This is a genomic window from Pseudomonas sp. A2 (assembly GCF_023100865.1).
Classification (GTDB): Bacteria; Pseudomonadota; Gammaproteobacteria; order Pseudomonadales; family Pseudomonadaceae; genus Aquipseudomonas; species Aquipseudomonas asiatica.
Genome location: NZ_CP039127.1, coordinates 1452085 through 1471006, shown reverse-complemented (window position 1 = coordinate 1471006; position 18922 = coordinate 1452085). Strand labels below are relative to the sequence as shown.

Sequence of the window (18922 nt, the reverse complement as noted above, 5' to 3'; positions counted from 1 at the left end):
ATATGACCGAGCCTGGGAACGCCAAGTCCCCAGGCTTTTTGCAGTATGCATCCGGTTTTTTGCAACCGGTGAACAGAAAAGACGGCCTACTATGCGTGATCAATTGTCTCCACGTCGAATCAGCATGAAGCATTTCCTCCCAAGCACCGCCCTGGCGCTGATGATCGGCCTGGGCAGCCTCACGCTCGGCGGCAATGCGGCGGCCGCCAACAAATGGGACAGCCTGCAGCCGGACCGCGACGAGATCGTCGCCAGCCTCAACGTGGTGGAATTGCTCAAGCGCCACCACTACAGCAAGCCGCCGCTGGACGACGCCCGTTCGGTCATCATCTATGACAGCTACATCAAGCTGCTGGACCCGGCGCGCAGCTACTTCACCGCTGCCGACATCGCCGAATTCGACAAGTGGAAAACGCAATTCGACGATTTCCTCAAGAGCGGTAACCTGGACCCGGGCTTCACCATCTACAAACGCTATCTGGACCGCGTCAAGCAACGTCTGGACTTCGCCCTGGCCGAGCTGAACAAGGGCGTGGACAAGATCGACTTCAACGCCAAGGAAACCTTGCTGATCGACCGCAAGGACGCCCCGTGGATGAAGGACCAGGCCGAGCTCGACGATTTGTGGCGCAAACGCGTCAAGGACGAAGTGCTGCGCCAGAAGATCGCCGGCAAGGAACCCAAGCAGATCCAGGAAACCCTGACCAAGCGCTACAAGAACCAACTGTCGCGCCTGGACCAGACCCGTGCCGAGGACATCTTCCAGGCCTACATCAATACCTTCGCCCAGTCCTACGACCCGCACACCAACTACCTGTCGCCGGACAACGCAGAAAACTTCGACATCAACATGAGCCTGTCGCTGGAAGGCATCGGCGCAGTGCTGCAAAGCGACAACGACCAGGTCAAAATCGTGCGCCTGGTGCCGGCTGGCCCGGCGGCCAAGACCAAGCAGGTGGCACCGGCCGACAAGATCATCGGTGTGGCCCAGGGCAACAAGGAGATGGTCGACGTGGTCGGCTGGCGCCTGGACGAAGTGGTCAAGCTGATCCGCGGCCCGAAAGGCTCGGTGGTGCGCCTGGAGATCATCCCTGCCAGCAACGCGCCTAGCGACCAGACCAGCAAGATCGTGTCGATCACCCGCGAGGCGGTGAAGCTCGAGGAGCAGGCAGCGAAGAAGTCGGTACTCAAGCTCAAGCAGGACGGGCGTGACTACAAGCTGGGCATCATCGAGATCCCGGCCTTCTACCTCGACTTCAAGGCCTATCGCGCCGGTGACCCGGAGTACAAGAGCACCACGCGTGACGTGAAGAAGCTGCTGACCGAGCTGCAGAAAGAAAAAGTCGACGGCGTGGTCATCGATCTGCGCAACAACGGCGGCGGATCGCTGCAGGAAGCCACCGAGCTGACCAGCCTGTTCATCGAGAAAGGCCCGACCGTGCTGGTGCGCAACAGCGACGGCCGTGTAGACGTGCTGGAAGACGAAAACCCCGGTGCCTTCTACAAAGGCCCATTGGCACTGCTGGTCAACCGCCTGTCGGCCTCGGCTTCGGAGATCTTCGCCGGTGCCATGCAGGACTACCACCGTGCGCTGATCATCGGCGGCCAGACCTTCGGCAAGGGCACCGTGCAGACCATCCAGCCACTCAACCATGGCGAACTGAAGCTTACCCTGGCCAAGTTCTACCGGGTTTCCGGGCAGAGCACCCAGCATCAGGGCGTGCTGCCGGACATCGACTACCCGTCGATCATCGATACCAAAGAGATCGGCGAGAGCGCCCTGCCCGAGGCCATGCCGTGGGACACCATTCGCCCGGTGGTCAAGCCGGCGGCCGACCCGTTCAAGCCGTTCCTGGCCCAACTCAAGGCCCAGCATGAAGCGCGCAGCGACAAGGATGCAGAGTTCACCTACATCCGCGACCGCCTGGCCCTGACCCAGAAGCTGATGAACGAAAAGACCGTCAGCCTCAACGAGCAGGACCGTCGTGCACGCCACGATGCAATCGAGGCCAAGCAGTTGGCACTGGAGAACATCCGCCGCAAGGCCAAGGGTGAAGAGCCGCTGAAGGAGCTGAAGAAAGAGGACGAGGACGCGCTGCCGACCGAGGATGAAAACACCAAGCCGGAAGACGATGCCTACCTGTCGGAAACCGGCCGCATCCTTATCGACTACCTGAGTGCAAGCACCAAGGTGGCCAAGAAGTAAGACTGTAGGAATGATGGCAAATTAGCTCTACTTGTCATTAAACAGTCATCGCGCTGTCGTGAAATAGAGGGGCCGGGCGTGGAATCGCCCGGCCCTTTCATTTTCAGGAATACGCCATGACCGTCGCCGAACAGCTCAGTGCCTTGAGTGCCATCCTGGCTCAACGCAGCATCCACAGTCTGTTCCAGCCGATCATGTGCCTGAGCGAGCAACGGGTTTTCGGCCATGAGGCGTTGAGCCGCGGGCCGTCCAACAGCCCGCTGCACGCACCGCTGAACCTGTTTACCATCGCCCGCCAGGCCGGCCGCCTGACCGAACTGGAGGCTGCCTGCCGGGAAAGCGCCTGCCGGCGTTTCAGCGAACAGCAGTTGCAGGGCAAACTGTTTCTCAACATCTCGCCAGAATCGCTGCTCGAGCCGCACTACCCGTCCGGGCAGACCCTGAAACTGCTCGGACAGGTCGGCCTGCCGCCTAGCCGGGTGGTAATCGAGCTGACCGAACACACCCCGACCGACGACTTCCAGCTGCTGTCCAACGCCCTGCACCACTACCGGGACATGGGCTTCTCGATTGCCATCGACGATCTGGGAGCGGGTTATTCGAGCCTGCGCCTGTGGTCGGAGCTGCGCCCCGAATATGTGAAAATCGATCGCCACTTCATCGACGGCATCCACCGCGACCCGCTCAAGCGTGAATTTGTCGGTTCGATATTGCAGATTGCCCGAGCGTCGAAGGCGCAGGTAATTGCCGAAGGCATCGAAATGGCGGAGGAGCTGGCGGTGCTGGTGGAGATGGGGGTGGACCTGGTGCAGGGCTACCTGCTGGGGCGGCCGCAGGAGCTGGGGGCGCGCGAAAGCCGGCCACTACCGGCGCTGATGAACGTTCCGCAGGCCGAACAGCCGACGGTGCGGCTCAATGCGACGATTGGGCAGTTACTGAAGTTGTTTGGCCGGCACCGGCACCTGGAGGTATTGGAGGTGGTGGATGCCGATGGCAGGGCTTGTGGGCTGATCCACAGAGATGCTTTGCCTGTTCCGGCCTCTTCGCGGGTAAACCCGCTCCCACAGGTACAACACAAGGCTCAAGACCTGTGGTGAACCTGTGGGAGCGGGTTTACCCGCGAAGAGGCCGGGACAGGCAACGAATCAGGCCGTTTCGGGATAGCTGTACTCGAACACCCTGACCACCTCGGAGGCATGCCATGAGGCTGCTTCCATGCCGTCGACCGGCCCGGAAAATCGGCCCAACCGTTCAACGCACTCAAAAAACCCGGTACGCGGCAAACGGCTGGCACCCTGGCTGATCACCAGCGAGCTGCGCAATGGCTGCTCGGCGCGGGCATCCAGCACCGCCAGGTACTCCAGCGCGGCTGTCAGCGTCTGCATGGCCGGGCTGGGCAACTGCAAACGCTCGATCAGCGCTCGATAGGTCAGCAAGTGACGTTGACGACGGGCCAGGTCAAGCTCGCCCAGCAGGTTATCCCAGTGCTGACGGCTGATCCTGACCTGGCTCATGATGGTTCGCTCCAGCCAGCCACCCCCAGATGCCAGGCCAGAGCACGGCGGATAGCAGCATCCGGCTGGCGTTCACCTGATTCGATCATGGCCAGGTATGCCGGGCTTACCCCGACATTGCGCGCCAGTTGCTCAGGGGCAATGCCCTTGGCCTGGCGAATCTGTGCCACTTCGCTGAAGGCCGGCAATGGCGCACTGGCCACATCGCCCTGCGCTTCACTGGCAAGCACCTCGGCTGGTGCCTGCCCAGCGGCCTTGAGCAGTGCCTGGTACTGTTCCCAGGGAACGACGGCGTACTCGGGTTGACCGTCCCGGCTGATGACCTGAATACCCATTACAAACCCCTTTAAAAAGGATTACAGCATGTAATCCGTAGGCATAACCCTTATGCCAATTATATTACCAACTCTGGGGTCTGTGCAGTTGCGCTGCGGTTGCGGCCAGTTTCACTGCGTGTTGCGTTCCAACCGCAGCGCTTCGGGGGTGGCCGGCAGGCGCTCGACCACGCGCAGCCGTTCGGGCGCCTGGCTGTCGCGCCAGGCCTTGAAGCGCGCCAGTTCGTCAGCCACGGTCTTCAGTATCCAGCCCAGCACCGCGATGTCATCGAGGAAACCCACGCCCAGCAGCCAGTCGGGAATGGCGTCGATGGGGCTGACGAAATACAGCAGCCCGGCGACGATGGTGACCAGCGCCTTGGGGCTGATGGCACGGTACTCGCCGCGCCACCAGGCCAGGCACAACGACTGCAGCAGCTTCACGTCTTCACGCAGCTGGCCGATGCGCGGGCCTTTGCGAGCTACCGCGAACAGCAAGGCGGGCAACCGGCCGCGGCTGAGCAGGCGCTCGGCCAACGGCAGGAAACGGGCAAAATTCCAGGGTGCGCTCATGGAGCCTCCAGAGGAAAAGGTTATCCACATTTATTGTGGATAACCTTGTGAACAGGGGGACGTTTCTGACCCCAGGTGCCTGCCAGGCAAGGGCCTCGGTCAGATCGGGCGTTTTTTACACAGTCGTTTCACACCTTGGGTACGTACGCCGCAAACGGTTTGCGTCAGAAGCATTCTGCTTCTTCACGCTGCATTTCCTCGGACAGTATCAGCAGTTGCAGGTTCGTCCAACTACCCGGCACAAACGAAAACGCCCCGTCGGGACGGGGCGTTTTGCGTGGGCCAGCCAGTGTTACTTGGCAGGCGCTTCGGCCGGGGCCTCGGCAGGAGCTTCCGCTTCCGGCTCGGCGCCTTGCAGCTGGGCCGGATCCTTGATGGCGATCAGTTCCAGGTCGAATACCAGTACCGAGTTGGCCGGGATCAGCGGGCTTGGGCTTTGTGCGCCGTAAGCCAGTTCAGCCGGGATGAACAGCTTGTACTTCTCGCCGACGTGCATCAGCTGCAGGCCTTCGACCCAACCCGGGATCACGCCGCTGACCGGCAGGTCGATCGGGCTGCCGCGCTCGACGGAGCTGTCGAACACCTTGCCATCGATCAGCTTGCCTTCGTAGTGGACGGTGACCACGTCGGTCGCCTTGGGCTGCGGGCCGTCGGCCTTCTTGACCACTTCGTACTGCAGGCCCGAGGCAGTGGTGACCACGCCTGGCTTCTTGGCGTTTTCCTCGAGGAATTTCTTGCCGGCGGAGGCGGCTTCTTCGCTGGCCTTGGCCAGGCGCTCTTCGGCACGCTTCTGCAGCGCAGTGAAGGCCTCTACCAGCTCTTCGTCCTTGATGCGCTGTTCCTTCTTGCCAACGGCGTCTTCGATGCCGAGGGCTACTGCTTTCGAATCAAGGTCTTCCATGCCTTCCTGAGCCAGGCTCTTGCCCATGTTCAGGCCGATACCGTAGGAGGCTTTCTGTGCCGGAGTCTTCAGCTCGGGGCTGCTGGTCTGTTGATCACAGCCAGCCAGTACCAGGCCTACCAGGGCAACCGCAGCCGCCAAACGATGCTGTTTCATGCTATTTCCTTGTTCATGCGCCAAAAGGGCAATCAGGGTAAAGCCGCGAGCTTAGCAGGCGGCCATGACCAATGGCTACCGGCATAGGAGCGGGTTTTGGTAAGGAAGTTCAGTAGTTAAACGCTTATTCATCAAAGGATGTGCAGCCACTGGCCAGTATTGATCGGTTGCGGCGCCTTTGCCCGGTTTTGCGGCGGATTTATTTAGCTGAATGCTGAGAAGCCTGCACTGGCCCTATCGCCGGCAAGCCAGCTCCCACAGGTTCACCACAGGCCCGGAAGCAGTTGCTATCCCTGTGTGTGGCTTGCCGGCGAAAGGGCTAAAAAAACCTGCGTTCAGGGGTAGCTGCCCTCTCGGTACTGCCCCGCTACCTCGCGCAACACCTCGCATACCCACTGCCCAGGCAGGCTCTGCGGCAAGGCGGCATTGCGACAGATGCCGACCGAGCCGCCCGGCTCGCGCACACCCAGGTCGAGCTCGACCAGCTCGCCCCGGCGCAGGTCGAGCAGCACCGCATCGCGCGGTGCCACCCACATGGCATCGCTGCCCAGCAGGTAGCGCCGGCTCAGCGCCAGCGACAGGGTTTCCAGGCGCTGGGCGGGCATCTGGATGCCACATTGCACGAACAGGCTGTCGGCATGCTGGCGGATGGTGGTGCCGGCTGGCGGCAGCACCAGCGGGTAATGTCCAACCTCCCCGCGCTCTACTGGCTTGCTGGCCAGCAGCGGGTGGCCTGGCCGCACCACCAGGCTCATCGACTCGCTGTACAGGTGCTCGAACGACAGGCCCTGGATTTGCGGGCTGTCGGTCATGCGCCCGACCACCAGTTCCAGTTCGCCGAGGCGCAACTGGCCGAGCAGCTGCGCGCTGACTCCGGTGACCACACTGATCACCAGCGCCTCATGCCGCTGGTGCAGGCGGCACAGCACTTCGGGCATGAGCAGGCCTTCGACCGTGGACAGCACACCGATGCGCACCTGCGACGGCGCCCGCGCCTCGCCACGCAGGCTGCTGACGCCATCGCGCAGGGCCTGCACGCTGGGCCCGGCGTAGCGCATGAAACGCGTGCCGGCCGGGGTCAGCTCGACGCCCTGACGGCTGCGCGCGAACAGGCGCGTTTCCAGCAGGTCTTCGAGTTCCTTGAGGGTCTTGGAGATGGCTGGCTGGCTGATTGCCAGGATGTCGGCAGCCCTGGCCAGGCTGCCCTGCCGGGCAATCTCCAGGAAGCACAGCAGGTGGCGGTACTTGATGCGGGTGTCGAGGTTCATGGGCTCAAGCTTACCGCATGCAGATAGCCTGTACCGGCCCTTTCGCGGGTGAACCCGCTCCCACAGGGATCTCCACAGCTCTCCAGACCTGCGCAGTACCTGTGGGAGCGGGCGTGCCCGCGAAGAGGCCGGTGCAGGCGGCAGATGAATATCAGGCCACAGCCAATTCCACCGCCTCCCCGTTCAAACGCACCGGCCACACCCGCAAACGCTGCCCGGCATCTTCCAGACACTCCCCGCTCTCCAGGCTGAAGTGCTGCTTGTACAACGGCGCGGCCACCACCAGCTCGCCCTGCACACTGCCAACCAGGCCGCGGCCGATGATGTTGGCGCCGGATCGCGGGTCACGGTTGTCCACCGCGTACAGCGGCTGCGCCTGCCCCGGCAGGTAGAACAGCGCCACCTGGGCCCCGTCGAGCCAGACCACCACCCCGGAATCAGCCACCAGGTCATCGGCCTGGCACACCACCTGCCAGTTCTCGTGGGTTTTCACAGCAGCATTGGACAAGTTCATCAGACAGCCTCCTCGACGGTTGGGATCAGGTGCAGTGGCGCAGCAGGCCGGCGCTGTTCGCGTTCGCGCACGAAGTGCACGTCCGGGTCGGCGCGGCGGTCGTTGACGAAAGTACGGAAGCGCTTGAGCTTCTCGGGGTCGTTGAGGGCGTTGGCCCATTCGCATTCATACTGGTCGACCACATGCTGCATCTGCGCCTCCAGCTCGCTGGCCAGGCCCAGGCTGTCGTCGAGGATCACCTGCTTCAGGTAGTCCAGCCCACCTTCCAGGTTCTCGCGCCACACCGAGGTGCGCTGCAGTTTGTCGGCGGTGCGGATGTAGAACATCAGCACGCGGTCGATCAGGCGCACCAGGGTTTCGTCGTCGAGGTCGGTGGCGAACAGTTCGGCGTGTCGCGGGCGCATGCCGCCGTTGCCGCATACGTACAGGTTCCAGCCCTTGTCGGTAGCGATCACGCCGATGTCCTTGCTCTGTGCTTCGGCGCATTCGCGGGTGCAGCCGGACACCGCGAACTTGAGCTTGTGCGGGCTGCGCAGGCCTTTGTAGCGGTCTTCCAGGCGCAGGGCCATGCCGACGCTGTCCTGCACGCCGTAACGGCACCAGGTGCTGCCGACGCACGATTTCACCGTGCGGGTCGACTTGCCGTAGGCGTGGCCGGTTTCGAAGCCGGCCTCGATCAGCTCGCCCCAGATCAGCGGCAGCTCGTGCAACTGGGCGCCGAACAGGTCGATGCGCTGGCCGCCGGTGATCTTGGTGTACAGGTCGTACTTTTTCGCCACCTGGCCGATCACGATGAGCTTGTCGGGGGTGATTTCACCACCGGGGATGCGCGGCACCACCGAGTAGGTGCCGTTCTTCTGCATGTTGGCCATGAAGGTGTCGTTGGTGTCCTGCAGCGGCACCAGCGCCGGGTCCATGATCGGCTGATTCCAGCACGAGGCGAGAATACTGCCCACCGCCGGCTTGCAGATGTCGCAGCCAACGTGGCCCTTGCCGTGGCGTTCGAGCAGTTCGTTGAAGGTGCGGATACCCTCTACCCGCACCAGCCCGTACAGCTCCTGACGGGTGTAGGCGAAGTGCTCGCACAGGCTCTTGTCCACCGCCACGCCGCGAGCGGTCAGCTCGTGCTCGAATACCTGCTTGAGCAGTGCCGCGCAACCACCACAACCGGTGGCGGCCTTGGTGCAGCCCTTGACTGCGGCAAGGTCGCCGCAGCCGCTGTCGATGGCGGCGCAGACCGCGCCCTTGCTGACGTTGTGGCAGGAACAGATGGTCGCGCTGTCGGGCAGCGCATCGGCACCCAGGGCCGGTGCACCGCCGCCTTGCGGCAGGATCAGTGCCGCCGGGTCGGCTGGCAGGGCGATGCCGTTCTGGGCGTATTGCAGAAGGGTGTCGTAGTAGCTGTTGTCGCCCACCAGCACCGCACCGAGCACGTGCTTGCCGCTGGCATCCACCACCAGCCGGCGATAGGCGCTGTTGGCTTCGTCGATGAAGCGGTAGCTGCGTGCGCCCGGAGTGGCGCCATGGGCATCGCCGATGGAGCCGACATCCACGCCCAGCAACTTGAGCTTGGTCGACATGTCGGCACCGGTGAATTCGCCAGCGGCTTCGCCCATCAGCAATGCCGCCAGGTTGCGCGCCATGCTGTAGCCCGGGGCGACCAGGCCGAACACGCTGCCGTTCCACGAGGCGCACTCGCCGATGGCGAAGATGCGTGGGTCGCTGCTGCGGCAGTGGTTGTCGATCACCACGCCACCACGCGCGGCGATGTCCAGGCCACAGGCACGGCCCAGGGCATCCTGCGGGCGTATACCTGCGGAGAACACGATCAGGTCGGTTTCCAGGTGCTCGCCGCCATCGAAGTTCATGCGGTAGCGGTAGTCTTCACCCGCACTGATCGACTGGGTGGCCCGCGACAGATGCACGCCAACACCCAGCGCTTCGATCTGTGCCTTGAGCGCGGCACCGCCCTCGCCGTCCAGCTGCACCGGCATCAACCGTGGGGCGAATTCCACCACGTGGGCTTCCAGGCCCAGCGACTTGAGGGCGTTGGCTGCTTCCAGGCCAAGCAAGCCACCGCCCACTACCACGCCACGTCGGGCACTGGCTGCGGCAGCGCGGATGGCGTCGAGGTCGTCGAGGGTGCGGTAGACCAGGCGGGCATTGCCGCTGGAGCCTTCGATCGGTGGCACGAAGGGATAGGAACCCGTGGCCAGCACCAGCTGGTCGTAGCCGTAGCGGCCCTCGGCGGTAACCAGTTCGCCGCGCTCACGGTCGATTTCCAGCACTGCTTCGCCGAGGTGCAGGTGCACACCGTTGGCGCCGTAGAAGTCCTGCCCGCACAGGGCCAGGGTTTCGGCACAGCTGCCGCCGAAGTACTCGGACAGGTGCACGCGGTCGTAGGCACGCTGGCGCTCTTCGCCGAACACATGCACTTCGAAGCGCTGCAAGGCGCCGCGGCTGACCAGTTGTTCGACGCAATGGTGGCCGACCATGCCGTTGCCGACGATGACCAGTCGCTCTCGTTGCCCGCTGCTCGCTGTTGCCTTCATAAGCCGATCCTCGATCAAAAAAAAAGCGCCTGGAGCCGAAGCTCCAGGCGCCTTTGCCTGTATTCATCACGGTAGGGGGCCCGGGTTGATCGCCGTTGATCAGTGGGCTTTGTTGTATCCAGGGTAAAGCAGGGAGTGTGCCAACTGGGTTGCCTGTGCCGGCCTCTTCGCAGCACAAGGCTGCTCCTACAGGTTTCGCGCCCCCTTGTAGGAGCAGCCTTGTGCTGCGAAGAGGCCGGCACAAGCGATCAAACTGCACAACCGGGGTGCACCACACCCCATCCCGGTGCACTCAGTACACGTCGCGCCGATAGCGCTTGGCTTTGCTCAAATCCTCGACATAAGCCGCAGCCGCCGCGGCATCCATGCCGCCATGCTCGGCGACGATGACCCGCAACGCCGCATCCACATCCTTGGCCATGCGCTGCGCATCGCCACACACATAGAAGTACGCGCCCGCCTCCAGCCACTGCCACAACTGCGCGCCGTGCTCGAGCATGCGCTGCTGCACGTAGACCTTCTCGGCCTGGTCGCGCGAGAACGCTGTGTCCAGGCGCAAGTGCCCTGCAGCCTGCCAGGCCTGTAGCTGCTCCTGGTAATAGAAATCGGTTGCCGCGTACTGCTCGCCAAAGAACAGCCAGTTAGCCCCTTTCGCCCCACGTGCCTCTCGTTCTTCGAGAAAGGCCCTGAACGGCGCAATGCCGGTGCCGGGACCGACCATGATCACCGGCACGCTGTCGTCCTCGGGCAGGCGAAAGTGCTTCGACACCTGCGGGAAGATGGCAACCTTCAGCGCCTGCGCACGGTCGGCAAGGAAGCTTGAACACACCCCTTTGCGCGCGCCATAGCGCACCGTGGACACGGTCAGGTGCACCTGCTGCGGGTGCGCCAGCGGGCTGGAGCTGATCGAGTACAGGCGCGGCTGCAACGGTTTGAGCAGCTCCAGCCAGCTGGCCAGCGGCAGTTGCTGGGGGAAGGCGCGCAGCACATCGACCAGTTGCCGCCCCCACAACCAGTCCTGCAGCTCGGCCTTGCACTCGGGCTGCAGCAGGCGCTGCAGGTCCGGAGCATTGCCGGCGAAGGCCTGCAGCTGCTGCGTGGTGACCTTGGCGATTTCCAGGTGCGCTTGCAGGGCTTCGGTCAGCGGCATGGCGGGCTGGCCTTTCAGCTCGACCATGGTCTGGCCATCGAGCTGTATTAGCGCCAGCAGTTCGTCGACCAGGGCGGGACAGTTGCGCGGCCACACGCCCAGGGCATCACCGGCGGCATAGGTGAAGCCGCTGCCGCTGAGGTCGAACACCAGTTGACGGGTTTCCTTGGTAGCACCCGGGCCGTTCAGCAGGCGGTTTTCCAGCAAGGTGGCAGCCCAGGGTTGCTGCTTGCCATAGGCCGCCACGGGCGCAGGCTCGGTGACCGGTTGCGGTGCAGCAGCGCTGCTTAGCGTGGGCAGCAGCGCATCCAGCCAGGCGGCGAAGGCGTCGTCGAAGTCCGGCTCGCAGTCCACCCGCTGCAGCAGGCGCCGCCCGCCCAGCTCGGCCAGGCGTTGGTCGAGTTTGCGGCCAAAGCCGCAGAACTGGTCGTAACTGGAGTCGCCCAGGGCCAGCACGGCAAAAGGCAGTTCGGCGCAGTGGGCGCCCTCCTCGCCCTGCAAGGCTTGCCAGAATGCCGCTGCGCTGTCGGGCGCGTCACCATCGCCAAAGGTGCTGGCGATCAGCACCACGCTGGCGGCGCCCTGCAGCTGGCGCGGGCTGACCGCTTCCATGCAGCTGAGCTGCACGTCGAGGCCGGCACCGCGCAGGCGCTCGGCACAGCGTTCGGCCAACAGCTCGCCGTTGCCGGTTTGCGAAGCCCACAGCACCTGGTGCCGTGGTGCCATCAACGCCGCATCGGGCAGCACCGCCGGCTGGGCGAACAGCCCGGCCAGCAAGCCATCGACGAACAACCGGCGGTTGGCGGCCAGCGGCGCACTGGCCGGCAGACAGGGCACGCCCTCGGCGCGGGCCTGGTCCAGGCCCAGCAGAAAGCCTTGCAGGTAATGGCGCTCTTCCTCGGCCAGCACCGGAGCTGGCAGGGTGTCCAGGCCAAGCAGACGGGACAGGGTGGCGGTCGGCATGCGGGCAGGCTCCGGATGGGCAGTGTTCAGATCAAGGGCTTCGATGCGCTCACCGGCAACCCGCTCCAGGGTCACGGCACAATGCTTGAACGCCGGCTGCAGCGACAGCGGGTCGACCGCATCGCAGGTCACGGCGTTGATCGCCAGTTGCTCGCCGATCAGGTCATTCCAGTGAAACGGGGCAAAGCAGTTGCCAGGCATGACCCGGTCGCTGATTCGCGCGGGTAGCACGGCCTGCCCGCGGCGCGAGCGAATGGCCACCAGGTCCTTTTCGGCAATGCCCAGCCGGGCAGCATCGTCGCGGTGGATTTCCACGAAGGGGCCGGGCTCCAGCTTGTTCAGCGCCGGGACCTTGCCGGTCTTGGTCAGGGTGTGCCACTGGTGCTGCACGCGGCCGGTATTCAGCACCATGGGGTAATCGGCATCCGGCAGCTCCGCCGCCGGCAACCAGGGCCGGGCGAAGAAGCGGGCCTTGCCGCTGGCGGTCGGGAAGGCCAACACCGGGCACTCGCCCTGGGCATCGCGCAACAGCGTCTGGCTGCTGCCGTCGTTGTGGTAGCGCAGCGGGCTTCGCGGGTTGTTGTTGCCTGGGGCGCAGGGCCACTGGTGTGGCTGCTCGCGCAGTTCGGCATAGCCGATACCCCGTAGGTCGTAGCCGGTGACCGGGTTGTGGAAGCGACGGATTTCCTCGTACACCGCCTCGGCATCGGGGTAGTCGAAGGCGTCGGCATAGCCCATGGCACAGGCGACCCGGGCGATGATCTGCCAGTCCGGCAGGCTCTGCCCGGGCGGTTCGACGGCACGTGGCATGAGGGTGAGGTTGCGCTCGCTGTTGATCATCACGCCCTCGCCTTCGGCCCACAGCGCAGCTGGTAGCAGGATGTCGGCGTAGCGGTTGGTCTCGGTGTCGAGGAAGGCATCCTGGGTAATCACCAGTTCAGCCTGGCGCAGGCCGTCGATCACCTGCTGGCGGTTGGCGACACTGGCCACCGGGTTGCTGCAGATGACCCAGCAGGCCTTTACCACGCCGCTTTTCATCTGCTCGAACAGCGCCACCGTGCCCTCACCGCCTTCGCTGCGCAGGCTGCCTGGGGCCAGTTGCCACTGCTGCTCGACGAAGGCACGGTCTTGCGCTACCAGCGCCGAGCGCTGGCCTGGCAGGCCGGGGCCCATGTAGCCCATCTCGCGGCCGCCCATGGCATTGGGTTGGCCGGTCAACGAGAACGGGCCGCTGCCCGGGCGGCAGATCGCGCCCGTGGCCAGGTGCAGGTTGCAGATCGCATTGGTGTGCCAGGTGCCATGGATGCTCTGGTTCAGGCCCATGGTCCAGCAACTCATCCAGTTGCGGGCACTGCCGATCCATTCGGCGGCCTTGATGATGTCGGCCTCGGCCAACCCGGTGACGGCAGCCACGCGGTCAGGGGTGTAGTCATCGAGAAAAGCCGGCAGTTCATCCCAGCCTTCGGTGTGGCGGGCGATGAAGCCGGGGTCGGTGTGGCCGTTACGCAGCAGCAGGTGCAGCAGGCCATTGAGCAAGGCCATGTCGCTGCCGGGGCGCACCTGCAGGAACAGGTCGGCCTTGTCGGCGGTGGCACTGCGCCGCGGGTCGACGACGATCAGCTTGGCCCCCGCCTTGACCCGGTCGAGCAGGCGCAGGAACAGGATCGGGTGACAGTCGGCCATGTTGGCGCCGATCACCAGGAATACGTCGGCGTGCTCGAAGTCCTGGTAGCTGCCGGGCGGGCCATCGGCACCGAGCGACAGCTTGTAGCCGCTGCCGGCACTGGCCATGCACAGGCGCGAGTTGGACTCGATGTGGCGGGTGCGGATAAAGCCCTTTGCCAGCTTGTTGGCCAGGTACTGCGCCTCCAGCGACATCTGCCCGGACACGTACAGCGCCACGGCGTCGGGGCCGTGCTGGTCGATGATGCCGCGCAAACGCCCGGCGGCTGCGGCGATGGCCTGGTCGATGCCGGTACGCGCTGGCTGCTGGCTGCGCTGGTGGCGCACATAGGCATCCTCCATGCGCCCGGCAGCAGTCAGCGGCAGGTGTGCGGTGAGACCTTTGGTGCACAGGCGGCCGAAGTTGCTGGGGTGCTGCTTGTCGCCGCTGATCTTGCCGACCTTGCCATCGGCGACGCTCATGACGATGCCGCAACCGACGCCGCAGTAGGGGCAGACGCTGCGTACTTCGCTGTTGGCCATGGGCGGGCTCCTGTAGGGAACGCAAAAAGGCGCCGGCTGCCCCTGCTTGCTGGGCAAGCGGGACAACACGGCGCCTTTGTCGTGAAGTTTTGTGGGCTGTCGACGTTGATAGCCCTGGATGGAGGTGAAACAGCAATTTATGGGCCAGCTGTGCCGCCCCTTTCGCGGGCATGCCCGCTCCCACAGGGATATCGCAAGGCCTGAGGGCGGTGCTGCACCTGTGGGAGCGGGCGTGCCCGCGAAGAGGCTGGTACAGGCCGTGCACCATGCGATGGCAACCCCGCACCCCATGGCGCTATGCTGGGGCACATTCCAGCATGAGCCACTGCCCTCCCCCCATGTCCCAGGTGATTATCAAGACCCCCGCCCAACTCGACCTGATGCGCCGCGCCGGCCAGCTGCTTGCCCAGGTGTTCGCCGACCTCGACAGCTTCATCCGCCCCGGCGTGACCACCATGCAGATCAACGACCGCGCCGAGGCGTTCATCGTCGGCACGCTCAAGGCCCGCCCGGCGAGCAAGGGCCAGTATGGTTTCCCCTATTCGCTCAACACCTCGGTGGACCATGTGGTGTGCCATGGCATGCCCAAGGTCGATGAAGTGCTGAAGGAAGGCTCGATCATCAACGTCGACATCACTCTGGAACAAGGCGGCTATATCGCCGACTCGTCGAAGATGTACAGCATCGGGCCGATCAGCGATGAGGCGCAGCGCCTGGTCGACACCACCTATGACGCGCTATGGAAAGGCATCGAACAGGTACGCCCCGGGGCTACGCTGGGTGATATTGGCCATGCCATCCAGACCCATGCCGAAGCGGCGGGCTACAGCGTCGTACGTGAGTACTGCGGGCATGGCATTGGCCAACAGATGCATGAAGGGCCCGAGGTGCTGCACATTGGCCAGCGCGGGATGGGCCTGAAGTTGAAGCCGGGGATGGTGTTTACCATCGAACCGATGATCAACCAGGGCGGACGCGGGACGCGCACGCTGAAGGACGGCTGGACAGTGATTACCCGCGACCACAGCTTGTCGGCGCAGTGGGAGCATACCGTGGCGGTGACCGAGGATGGGGTCGAGGTGCTGACCTTACGGGAAGAAGAGCGTCGCCGCTGAAATTGCTACAGATCCTCTGTGGGAGCGGGTTCACCCGCGAACACCGGCAAAGCCGGTGCCATGCACCGTGTCGCATCCTTCGCGGGTAAACCCGCTCCCACAGGGGCCAGGCAGCGCCTGATGGTTTTTTGCAGAAACAAAAAAAGCGACCCTAAGGTCGCTTTCTCTGTTACTTCCGGGTGTTCAGTAGGCCCTGGAAGTGGAATATGGCGCAGCGGACGGGACTCGAACCCGCGACCCCCGGCGTGACAGGCCGGTATTCTAACCGACTGAACTACCGCTGCGCTAAACATCGAGTGGTGGGTGATGACGGGATCGAACCGCCGACCCTCTGCTTGTAAGGCAGATGCTCTCCCGGCTGAGCTAATCACCCATGTCTCTCGGTGTGGCGCGCATTCTACGGGCGACTTGGCGCTCTGGCAAGCACTTATCAAACTTTTTGCAAAATTCGCGAAAACACCAAATCGCAGGCACAAAAAAAGCGACCCTGAGGTCGCTTTCTCTGTTACTTCCGGGTGTTCAGTAGGCCCTGGAAGTGAAATATGGCGCAGCGGACGGGACTCGAACCCGCGACCCCCGGCGTGACAGGCCGGTATTCTAACCGACTGAACTACCGCTGCGCTAAACATCGAGTGGTGGGTGATGACGGGATCGAACCGCCGACCCTCTGCTTGTAAGGCAGATGCTCTCCCGGCTGAGCTAATCACCCTTCGTCTCGGTGTGGCGCGCATTCTACGGACGACCCCGTACCCTGGCAAGCACTTTTTTAACTTTTTTCAAAAAAAACCTCAGGCCTTTCAAAGACCTAGCGCTGCCACGTGCATCTTTACATTCAGCTACAGCTACTGGCACTCCGACAGGGTTGGCCTGAGAGCACCGCTCGGAGAATAATGCCCGCCTTATGCATTAAGGAGAGATTGCCCCTCATGTGGTTCAAGAACCTGCTGACCTACCGTCTGACCCAGGAAGTCCCGTTCGAGCCTGAAGCGCTAGAAGCGGCCCTGGCCAGCAAGCCGGCCCGCCCCTGCGCCAGCCAGGAGCTGACCACCTACGGTTTCGTCGCGCCATTCGGCAAGGGCGAAGACGCTCCCCTGGTGCATGTCAGCGGCGAGTACCTGCTGATTGCCGCGCGCAAGGAGGAACGCATCCTGCCCAGCAGCGTGGTCAACGACGCGGTGAAGGAAAAGGTCGAAGAGATCGAGACCGAGCAGATGCGCAAGGTCTATAAAAAAGAACGCGACCAGATCAAGGACGAGATCATCCAGGCCTTCCTGCCGCGCGCGTTCATTCGCCGCTCGATGATCTTCGCCGCCATCGCCCCGCGCCTGGGCGTGATTCTGGTCAACTCGGCCAGCGCCAAGCGTGCCGAAGACCTGCTGTCGACTTTGCGTGAAGTGATGGGCTCGCTGCCGGTGCGTCCGGCCACCGTGAAAATCGCACCGGTTGCCACCATGACCGAGTGGGTCAAGTCGCAGGAAGCAGCTGAAGGCTTCTATGTGCTGGACGAGTGCGAACTGCGCGACACCGCCGAAGACGGCGGCATCGTGCGCTGCAAGCGCCAGGACCTGACCGGCGAGGAAATCCAGCTGCACCTGAGCACTGGCAAGGTGGTCACCCAGCTGGCCCTGGCCTGGCAGGACAAGCTGTCGTTCATTCTGGATGACAAGATGGTGATCAAGCGCCTGAAGTTCGAAGAGCTGCTGCAGGAGCAGGCCGAACAGGATGGTGGCGATGAGGCTGCGCAACAGTTCGATGCCAGCTTCCAGCTGATGATGATGACCTTTGCCGAATTCCTGCCGGTGCTGTTCGAGGCGCTGGGTGGGGAAGAGATTCCGCAAGGGGTCTGACTGGTTTTGAAATGCCGGTGCTGGCCTGGGAGATATCCTCAGACCGTACTGGCCCTTTCGCGGGCTTGCCCGCGAAGAGGCCAGTGAAATTCTTGAAGCGATAAAACAAAAAGGAATTGCCCCCCATGCGTGCCCTCGCCACCCTCAGCCGCTTCGTCGGCAATACCTTCGCCCTGTGGGTGCTGGTGTTCGCCGTACTGGCCTTCCTGCAACCGCAATGGTTCATCGCTCTGAAGGTGGCCATCGTGCCGCTGCTGGGCCTGGTGATGTTCGGCATGGGCCTCACCCTCAAGCTCGATGACTTCGCCGCCCTCGCCCGCCAGCCCTGGCGGGTGATGCTGGGTGTGGTCGCGCACTTCGTGATCATGCCGGGCATGGCCTGGCTGCTGTGCCAGCTGTTCCACCTGCCGCCGGAAATCGCCGTGGGCGTGATCCTGGTTGGCTGCTGCCCGAGCGGCACGGCGTCGAACGTGATGGTCTGGCTGTCACGCGGCGACCTGGCGCTGGCGGTGGCCATCGCTGCGGTCACCACCCTGCTCGCCCCGCTGCTGACTCCGGCGCTGATCTGGTTCCTGGCCTCGGCCTGGCTGCCGGTGTCCTTCATGGACATGTTCTGGTCGATCCTGCAGTTGGTGATGCTGCCGATCGTGCTCGGCGTACTGACCCAGCGGCTGCTTGGCGCGCGGGTGCAGGCGGCGGTGCAGGTACTTCCGCTGGTGTCGGTGGTGAGTATCGTGATGATCGTGTGCGCGGTGGTGGCGGCCAGCCAGGCGAAGATCGCCGAGTCGGGGCTGCTGATCATGGCGGTGGTGATATTGCACAACAGCTTCGGCTACTTGCTGGGGTACCTGACCGGCAGGCTGTGCAAGCTACCGCTGGCACAGCGCAAGTCGCTGGCGCTGGAGGTGGGCATGCAGAACTCCGGGCTGGGCGCGGCACTGGCGGCGGCACATTTTTCGCCGCTGGCTGCGGTGCCGAGTGCGTTGTTCAGCGTTTGGCACAATATTTCCGGGGCGCTGCTGTCTACCTGGTTCCGGCGCATGGGGGAACCTGTGGCAGAAGCCGAAGGTGGGGAGCCGGCCAGGCATTGATGTTGCCTGAACTGGCCCCTTCGCGGGTAAACCCGCTCCCACAGGTACTGCACAGGTCTGAAAATTGTGGAGATCCCTGTAGGAGCGGGTTTACCCGCGAAGAGGCCCGCGCAGGCTTGCCCAGAGGGCTGCATATGTGCACCATGGCACCCACTGTGAGGACGACCTCACGACGCACCGCGTGACCATTCCGGGGACGGCCCCATCATTCACAACGATGGAGACGCACCATGTCCTGGATCATCCTGTTCTTCGCCGGCCTGTTCGAGGTCGGCTGGGCCGTCGGCCTGAAATACACCGACGGCTTCAGCAAGCCACTGCCCACCGTCCTCACCGTCGCCGCCATGGCCATCAGCCTGGGCCTGCTGGGCCTGGCCATGAAAGAGCTGCCGCTGGGTACCGCCTATGCCATCTGGACCGGCGTCGGCGCCGTCGGCACGGTGATCGCCGGTATCATCCTGTTCGGCGAGTCCATGGCCCTGGTACGCCTGGTCAGCGTGGCGCTGATCATTACCGGCCTGGTCGGCCTGAAAGTCAGCGCCAGCTGACGCCC

14 protein-coding genes and 4 tRNA genes are annotated in these 18922 nt (G+C 63.8%); 6 read left to right on the top strand and 12 right to left on the bottom strand.

What is annotated here, in order from left to right:
- Positions 1-124: 124 nt before the first annotated feature.
- The gene (locus E5221_RS06880; protein WP_013971410.1) at positions 125-2206 is read left to right on the top strand and encodes a carboxy terminal-processing peptidase; all 2082 of its coding nucleotides are present in this window, start codon (positions 125-127) and stop codon (positions 2204-2206) included.
- A 116-nt stretch (positions 2207-2322) separates the two neighbouring features.
- On the top strand, positions 2323-3303 hold the full coding sequence (locus E5221_RS06875) for an EAL domain-containing protein (protein ID WP_061550812.1): 981 nt from the start codon (positions 2323-2325) through the stop codon (positions 3301-3303).
- 48 nt (positions 3304-3351) lie between these two features.
- Here the strand turns inward: E5221_RS06875 and E5221_RS06870 are convergent, their stop codons facing one another.
- From E5221_RS06870 to E5221_RS06835, 8 genes are all read right to left on the bottom strand, one after another.
- Positions 3352-3720 (bottom strand): hypothetical protein, encoded by a 369-nt coding sequence (locus E5221_RS06870; protein WP_013971408.1) that lies wholly within the window; start codon positions 3718-3720, stop codon positions 3352-3354.
- On the bottom strand, positions 3717-4055 hold the full coding sequence (locus tag E5221_RS06865; protein WP_003257349.1) for a helix-turn-helix transcriptional regulator: 339 nt from the start codon (positions 4053-4055) through the stop codon (positions 3717-3719). The genes E5221_RS06870 and E5221_RS06865 overlap by 4 nt, the downstream gene beginning before the upstream one ends.
- 111 nt (positions 4056-4166) lie before the next feature.
- A complete protein-coding gene (locus E5221_RS06860) occupies positions 4167-4607 on the bottom strand; it encodes a YkvA family protein (protein WP_003257348.1) in 441 nt (146 codons plus the stop codon).
- A gap of 292 nt (positions 4608-4899) precedes the next feature.
- Positions 4900-5664 carry an FKBP-type peptidyl-prolyl cis-trans isomerase gene (locus E5221_RS06855; RefSeq protein ID WP_003257347.1) on the bottom strand — a complete coding sequence of 255 codons (765 nt, stop codon included), beginning with the start codon at positions 5662-5664 and terminating at the stop codon, positions 4900-4902.
- Positions 5665-5999: 335 nt separating this feature from the next.
- On the bottom strand, positions 6000-6932 hold the full coding sequence (gene pcaQ / locus E5221_RS06850) for a pca operon transcription factor PcaQ (RefSeq protein WP_182328610.1): 933 nt from the start codon (positions 6930-6932) through the stop codon (positions 6000-6002).
- 151 nt (positions 6933-7083) lie between these two features.
- On the bottom strand, positions 7084-7446 hold the full coding sequence (gene nirD, locus E5221_RS06845; protein ID WP_061550809.1) for a nitrite reductase small subunit NirD: 363 nt from the start codon (positions 7444-7446) through the stop codon (positions 7084-7086).
- Positions 7446-9998: a nitrite reductase large subunit NirB gene (gene nirB, locus E5221_RS06840; protein WP_061550808.1), complete on the bottom strand. Its 2553-nt coding sequence runs from the start codon at positions 9996-9998 to the stop codon at positions 7446-7448. Before nirB ends, nirD begins: the two co-directional genes overlap by 1 nt.
- 292 nt (positions 9999-10290) lie before the next feature.
- The gene (locus tag E5221_RS06835) at positions 10291-14316 is read right to left on the bottom strand and encodes a bifunctional nitrate reductase/sulfite reductase flavoprotein subunit alpha (RefSeq protein ID WP_247847031.1); all 4026 of its coding nucleotides are present in this window, start codon (positions 14314-14316) and stop codon (positions 10291-10293) included.
- Positions 14317-14582: 266 nt separating this feature from the next.
- Between E5221_RS06835 and map the strand changes: the two genes are divergently transcribed.
- A complete protein-coding gene (gene map / locus E5221_RS06830; RefSeq protein ID WP_080676024.1) occupies positions 14583-15431 on the top strand; it encodes a type I methionyl aminopeptidase in 849 nt (282 codons plus the stop codon).
- 207 nt (positions 15432-15638) lie between these two features.
- Here map and E5221_RS06825 read toward each other — a convergent pair.
- The 4 genes from E5221_RS06825 to E5221_RS06810 form a co-directional block, all read right to left on the bottom strand.
- Positions 15639-15715, bottom strand: a tRNA-Asp gene (locus tag E5221_RS06825).
- 13 nt (positions 15716-15728) lie between these two features.
- Positions 15729-15804, bottom strand: a tRNA-Val gene (locus E5221_RS06820).
- Positions 15805-15974: 170 nt separating this feature from the next.
- Positions 15975-16051, bottom strand: a tRNA-Asp gene (locus tag E5221_RS06815).
- A 13-nt stretch (positions 16052-16064) separates the two neighbouring features.
- A tRNA-Val gene (locus tag E5221_RS06810) sits at positions 16065-16140 on the bottom strand.
- Between the two features lie 217 nt (positions 16141-16357).
- On the opposite strand from E5221_RS06810, the gene rdgC reads away from it, so the two are divergent.
- From rdgC to sugE, 3 genes are all read left to right on the top strand, one after another.
- On the top strand, positions 16358-17278 hold the full coding sequence (gene rdgC, locus E5221_RS06805) for a recombination-associated protein RdgC (protein WP_013971401.1): 921 nt from the start codon (positions 16358-16360) through the stop codon (positions 17276-17278).
- Between the two features lie 125 nt (positions 17279-17403).
- On the top strand, positions 17404-18369 hold the full coding sequence (locus E5221_RS06800) for a bile acid:sodium symporter family protein (protein WP_039614584.1): 966 nt from the start codon (positions 17404-17406) through the stop codon (positions 18367-18369).
- A gap of 230 nt (positions 18370-18599) precedes the next feature.
- Positions 18600-18917, top strand: coding sequence for a quaternary ammonium compound efflux SMR transporter SugE (sugE, locus tag E5221_RS06795; protein WP_009686221.1), 318 nt, complete (start codon positions 18600-18602; stop codon positions 18915-18917).
- The last annotated feature ends 5 nt before the right edge of the window (positions 18918-18922 follow it).

Bases quoted from the DNA above. Each gene is read 5' to 3' on its own strand.
- E5221_RS06835 (WP_247847031.1), bottom strand. From the start codon at position 14,316: ATGGCCAACAGCGAAGTACGCAGCGTCTGCCCCTACTGCGGCGTCGGT.
- E5221_RS06860 (WP_003257348.1), bottom strand. From the start codon at position 4,607: ATGAGCGCACCCTGGAATTTTGCCCGTTTCCTGCCGTTGGCCGAGCGC.
- sugE (WP_009686221.1), top strand. From the start codon at position 18,600: ATGTCCTGGATCATCCTGTTCTTCGCCGGCCTGTTCGAGGTCGGCTGG.
- E5221_RS06875 (WP_061550812.1), top strand. From the start codon at position 2,323: ATGACCGTCGCCGAACAGCTCAGTGCCTTGAGTGCCATCCTGGCTCAA.
- E5221_RS06880 (WP_013971410.1), top strand. From the start codon at position 125: ATGAAGCATTTCCTCCCAAGCACCGCCCTGGCGCTGATGATCGGCCTG.
- rdgC (WP_013971401.1), top strand. From the start codon at position 16,358: ATGTGGTTCAAGAACCTGCTGACCTACCGTCTGACCCAGGAAGTCCCG.
- E5221_RS06800 (WP_039614584.1), top strand. From the start codon at position 17,404: ATGCGTGCCCTCGCCACCCTCAGCCGCTTCGTCGGCAATACCTTCGCC.
- E5221_RS06870 (WP_013971408.1), bottom strand. From the start codon at position 3,720: ATGAGCCAGGTCAGGATCAGCCGTCAGCACTGGGATAACCTGCTGGGC.
- E5221_RS06855 (WP_003257347.1), bottom strand. From the start codon at position 5,664: ATGAAACAGCATCGTTTGGCGGCTGCGGTTGCCCTGGTAGGCCTGGTA.
- nirB (WP_061550808.1), bottom strand. From the start codon at position 9,998: ATGAAGGCAACAGCGAGCAGCGGGCAACGAGAGCGACTGGTCATCGTC.
- E5221_RS06865 (WP_003257349.1), bottom strand. From the start codon at position 4,055: ATGGGTATTCAGGTCATCAGCCGGGACGGTCAACCCGAGTACGCCGTC.
- pcaQ (WP_182328610.1), bottom strand. From the start codon at position 6,932: ATGAACCTCGACACCCGCATCAAGTACCGCCACCTGCTGTGCTTCCTG.
- map (WP_080676024.1), top strand. From the start codon at position 14,583: ATGCGATGGCAACCCCGCACCCCATGGCGCTATGCTGGGGCACATTCC.
- nirD (WP_061550809.1), bottom strand. From the start codon at position 7,446: ATGAACTTGTCCAATGCTGCTGTGAAAACCCACGAGAACTGGCAGGTG.